The organism is Mycobacterium sp. UM_Kg27 (genome assembly GCF_000972905.1).
Taxonomy (GTDB): domain Bacteria; phylum Actinomycetota; class Actinomycetes; order Mycobacteriales; family Mycobacteriaceae; genus Mycobacterium.
This window is the reverse complement of the sequence record NZ_JRMM01000206.1, coordinates 1-4,935: the sequence shown is the minus strand read 5'-3', so window position 1 is coordinate 4,935 and position 4,935 is coordinate 1. Positions and strand designations below refer to the sequence as shown.

The window sequence follows — 4,935 nt, the reverse complement described above, 5'->3', positions numbered from 1 at the left end:
GGAGGTACCGGGGTCGGAGCCGCCGGCAACGACGGCACCTCGGCGATGCTGCGCACCACCGAGGGGGCGATCACCTACAACGAGTGGTCCTACGCGGTGGGTCGCGAGCTCAACATGGCCCAGATCATCACGTCGGCGGGTCCGCAACCGGTGAACATCTCCGTCGACTCGGTGGATAAGACCATCGCCGGCGCCAAGTTCAGCGGTGCCGGCAACGACCTGGTGGTGGATACCTCGTCGTTCTACAAGCCGACTGTGGCGGGCGCCTACCCGATCGTGCTAGTGACCTACGAGATCGTCTGCTCCAAATACCCCGACCCCTCGACGGCGCAAGCGGTCAAGGCGTTTATGCAAGCGGCGATCGGCGACGGACAGCAGGATCTGGACCAGTACGGCTATATTCCGCTGCCGCCGGAATTCACGTCGAAATTGAAGACGGCGGTCGACGCTATTTCCTGATCGTCGAGGTCTGCGGCGATCCATTTTGACTGGTAACCTTTGGTTAATCTTCTGTTCACCGCAACAGTTGATCGCGTGATGCCAAACCTGACCGGGTGAATGGAGCGTCGTGAACAATAACGGACCGGCTTCCCAGGTGGGTTCCCAATTCGGTCCTTACCGGTTGCTTCGGCTGCTGGGGCGAGGTGGCATGGGTGAGGTCTATGAGGCCGAGGACACCCGCAAGCACCGATCGGTCGCACTGAAGCTGATCGCCCCCGTACTGTCGGGCAATCCGGCATTCCGAATCCGGATGCAACGCGAGGCCGACGCCGCGGGCCGGCTGACCGAGCCGCACGTGGTGCCCATCCACGACTACGGCGAGATCGACGGCCAGATGTTCGTCGAGATGCGGCTGATCGACGGCAACGACCTCGGCATGGAGTTGCAGCGCTCCGGCTCGCTGGCCCCGGCGCGCGCCGTGGCGGTGATCGAACAGGTGGCCGCCGCTCTGGATGCCGCGCACGCCAGCGGAATCACCCATCGCGACATCAAGCCGGCGAACATCCTGCTCACCCGCGATGATTTCGCCTACCTGGTCGATTTCGGCATCGCCCGGGCCGCGGCAGATCCCGGCCTGACCCAGACCGGGATGGCGCTGGGCACCTACAACTACATGGCGCCCGAGCGGTTCAGTGGGGGCGAGGTCGACTACCGTGCCGACATCTATTCGTTGGCCTGCGTGCTGAGCGAGTGTCTGAGCGGTCAGCCGCCGTACCGGAGCGAGACCATTGAACGACTGATCGCCTCCCATCTGATGGAGCCCGCCCCGCGGCCCAGCCAGCTGCGGCCGGGCCAGGTACCGATCGGATTGGACCAGGTGATCGCCAGGGGGATGGCGAAGAATCCGCGGGAGCGATACAGCAGCGCCGGCGACCTGGCCCGCGCCGCACATGATGCGCTCACCACCGCGGAGCAGCATCAGGCCGCGATGATCGTCCAGCAGGGCGGTGTGGCCACCCGAATGGCCAGCGCCGTCAGTGCCTCCACCAACGGCGGCGCGAGCTCTCCGGCCAACGGCAACCGCCAACAGCCGGCCGGCTACGCACACCGTGCCTATGAAGCGAACTCCTACGACCAGCCACACGAGCAGACTCAGATGCGGCCCGTCCCGAGCGGGTGGCGGGACCGGCCGGCGGCGCAGCCCCCGGCCGCCGCACCGGCGTTTGCCGCCGAGGCAAAGAACCGTGGGAATCGCCGATGGTTGGTGCCGGCCGCGGCCGCCGCGGCGCTGCTGTTAGCCGCCGGTGTGGGGGGCTACGCGGTCACCCACCGTTCGGAGACATCGCCCGGGAAGACGGTGTCGGCGAACGGGCAGAGTGTGCTGCCCTTGGAGGGGCTGAGCTTCCGGCTCTCCCCGGGCGGGTTGGCGCTGGACAGTAGCGGAAACGTCTACGTCACCAACCAGAGCATGTACGGCCGGGTGGTGAAGCTGGAACCGGGATCGAACACCCCGGTGATGCTGCCGTTCACCGGGCTCTACGAACCGCAAGGCGTAGCAGTCGATCGGGCCGGCGCGGTGTACGTCACCGACTTCAACAATCGGGTGGTGAAGCTGGACCCGGATTCCCACGTCCAGTCCGAGCTGCCGTTCACCGGGCTGAATTACCCGGAAGGACTGGTCGTGGACAACGACGGCAGCGTCTATGTCGCCGACCGGGGTAACAATCGGGTGGTCAAGTTGCCGGCCGGGGCCGACGCCCAGGTGGTGCTGCCGTTCGCCGGGCTGCACAATCCCGACGACGTGGCTGTCGACTCCTCCGGCAACGTCTACGTCACCGACACCGACAACGATCGGGTGGTGCGGCTCGCCGCCGGATCCAATACCCAGAGCGTGCTTCCGTTCACCGGTCTCGATGCCCCGTGGGGCGTCGCCGTTGACGGGGCCGGCAACGTCTTCGTCACCAACCACGACAGCCACACCGTGGTGAAGCTAGCCGCCGGGGCCAATACCCAGACGAAGCTGCCGTTCACCGGACTGAACACCCCGCTGCAGGTCGTGGTCGGTGCGGACGGCACCCTTTACGTCGCCGACCGGGGCAACAACCGCGTCGTGAAACTGGTCGGCGGCACCGAACCGCGGGGCTGATGCGGCGGTTCCAGCGTCGGCTCTCCTTCGTCGAGCCTCGCTAAACCGCCGGGTTGATGCGGCGGTTCCAGCGCCGGTCAGCGGTCGTGGACGGAGGTGAGCCGCGTCGCCACCGCTGCCACGATCGCGCTCACTGCGACCAGGATGATCAGCGTCAGCGCGGCACCCCAGACTCGGGCGGCCCCGGCGGCCTCCGGGTTCCCCAGCTCGGAGTAGATCAGCAGCGGCAGCGAAGACATGTTGTCGCGAAAGACGTCATAGTTGATCGAGCGGCTGTAGCCCACCAGCACCAGTACGGGGGCGGTCTCGCCGATGATCCGGGCGATCGACAAGAAGATCCCCGACAGGATGCCGGAGAGCGCGGTGGGAATGACGATGCGCAGGATCGTCTTCCATCGCGGCACCCCTAGTGCGTAGCTGGCCTCCCGCAGCTCGTCGGGAACCAGGCGCAGCATCTCCTCGGTGGAACGCACCACGATCGGCAACATCAGCAGTGCCAGCGCCAGCGACACCGCGAAGGCGCTCTGCTCGAAGTTGAGGGTGGCGATCCACAGGCTGAAGACGAACAGCGACGCCACGATCGAAGGCACTCCGGCAAGCACGTCGACCATGAAGGTGGTCAAACGCGCCCAGCGGCCGCCGCCGTACTCGATCAGGTAGATCGCCGTCATCAGCCCCAGCGGTACCGCCAGTACGGTGGCCATCCCGGCTTGCACCAAAGTGCCGTACAGCGCGTGGTACACCCCGCCGGCGAACTCTTCGGGCAGTACGCCGCGCAGTGAGTGCGTCCACCAGCTGAGATTGGTGATCGCGTGCCAACCGCGAGACACCACGACCCAGAGCAGCCAGACCAATGGGACCGCCGCGACGGCGAACGAGGACACGAACGCCGCCGTGGCGAGCTTGTCCGTCAGCCGACGCCGAAGGCTGAGGTGATCGCGACGCGGCACCGATGGTTTGACCGGCGTGTCGAGCAGTTGGGCGGTCATCCGTTGACCTTGCCGCCGGCCACCGCGCGCGCGGCGGCATTGACGAAGAATGTGAGTGCGAACAATGCGAACCCCGCGGCGATGTAGGCGCCGGTCGGCAGTGGAGCGCTGAACTCCGATGCCGCCGACGCGATTTTGGAGGCGAACGTGTACCCGCCATCGAACAGCGACCAGTTCCCGGGCTTGGCCGCGGCCCGCAGGATGATCAGCATCGCGACCGTCTCGCCCAGCGCCCGTCCCAGGCCCAGCATCGCCGCGGCGATCACGCCGCTGCGGCCATAGGGCAGCACGGCCATGCGGACCACCTCCCACCGAGTGGCGCCCAGGGCTTGGGCGGCTTCGATGTGAGCGAATGGGGTCTGCCGGAATACCTCCCGCGAGACCGAGGTGATGATCGGCAGGATCATCACCGCCAGCACGATGCCCGCGGTGAAGATCGTGCCACCGCCGGCCAGCGACACGTTGCCCTTATGGAACAGGAACAGCCAGCCGAAGTGACTTCGGAGGAATCGCATCATCGGCACCAGCATCGGCGCCAGCACAAAGATCCCCCAGAGGCCGAAGATGATGGACGGCACCGCTGCCAGCAGGTCGATCACCACGGCAAACGGTCGGGTCAACCGCCGGGGTGCGTACTGGGTGAGGAAGATCGCGATGCCCACCGAGATCGGTACCGCCAATATCAACGCGAACACCGAACTCAACACCGTGACCATCAGCAGGTCCCGGATGCCGAACGACAGGTGATCGGGATCGTTGGTGCGGAAGTCCGGGCTGGTGAAGAAATTCGCCTCGTTGGCCAGCAACGACGGGACGGCGCGCACCAGCAGGAAGATCGCGATCAGCGCGATCGCCACCACCACCGTCGATCCGGCCGAGACCGCGGCCGCCCGGAACAGCCGCTCACCGCGCGGCGAGCGGCTGTTCGCCAAGGGCGTCGAGGGAAGCCCGGGGGTCACGAGATGGCGTCGACCGCGGACGCCAGGCGAGCCTTGAAAGGCTCGGGGATCGGCACATAGCCGTTGTCGGCCAGACCGCTCTGGCCCGCGCCGATGGTGGACTTCAGGAACAACCGCACCGCGGTACCGACGTCAGCCTCCGGGTACTTCGAGCACACCACCTCGTAGGTGGCGAGCACGATCGGGTAAGAGCCCGTCTGAGTCGGCTGGTAGAACGACGCCGTGTCGAGCACCAGGTCGTTACCTTGCCCCTTGATCGTGGCACCGGCGATGGTCTTACCGACCGACTCGGTGCTGATCGCGACCGGATCGGGCCCGGCGGAGGTGACGATCTGGGCAGTCGCCAGATTCTTGGCCTGGGCGAATGACCACTCGTTGTAGGTGATCGCCCCCTCGGTGG

General features: G+C 66.4%; 4 protein-coding genes and 1 pseudogene. 2 read left to right on the top strand and 3 right to left on the bottom strand.

What is annotated here, in order from left to right; all coding sequences use genetic code 11:
- Together LI94_RS20255 and LI94_RS20250 are read left to right on the top strand one after the other, a co-directional pair.
- Positions 1–459 (top strand): substrate-binding domain-containing protein (locus LI94_RS20255; RefSeq protein WP_046302337.1); only part of this gene is annotated, 459 nt, incomplete at its 5' end.
- Positions 460–568: 109 nt separating this feature from the next.
- Entirely contained in the window at positions 569–2,587 is a 2,019-nt protein-coding gene (locus LI94_RS20250; protein ID WP_046302336.1) for a serine/threonine-protein kinase PknD, read from the top strand.
- A gap of 77 nt (positions 2,588–2,664) precedes the next feature.
- Here LI94_RS20250 and pstA read toward each other — a convergent pair whose 3' ends face one another.
- The 3 genes and pseudogenes from pstA to LI94_RS20235 all read right to left on the bottom strand — a co-directional run.
- On the bottom strand, positions 2,665–3,576 hold the full coding sequence (pstA, locus tag LI94_RS20245; protein ID WP_046302335.1) for a phosphate ABC transporter permease PstA: 912 nt from the start codon (positions 3,574–3,576) through the stop codon (positions 2,665–2,667).
- The gene (gene pstC, locus LI94_RS20240; RefSeq protein WP_024443907.1) at positions 3,573–4,535 is read right to left on the bottom strand and encodes a phosphate ABC transporter permease subunit PstC; all 963 of its coding nucleotides are present in this window, start codon (positions 4,533–4,535) and stop codon (positions 3,573–3,575) included. The genes pstA and pstC overlap by 4 nt, the downstream gene beginning before the upstream one ends.
- A pseudogene (locus LI94_RS20235) lies at positions 4,532–4,935 on the bottom strand (substrate-binding domain-containing protein); the annotation flags it as partial. The gene pstC and the pseudogene LI94_RS20235, both read right to left, overlap by 4 nt.

Excerpts from the sequence above, each read along its gene's own strand:
- pstA (WP_046302335.1), bottom strand. The coding sequence starts at position 3,576 with ATGACCGCCCAACTGCTCGACACGCCGGTCAAACCATCGGTGCCGCGT.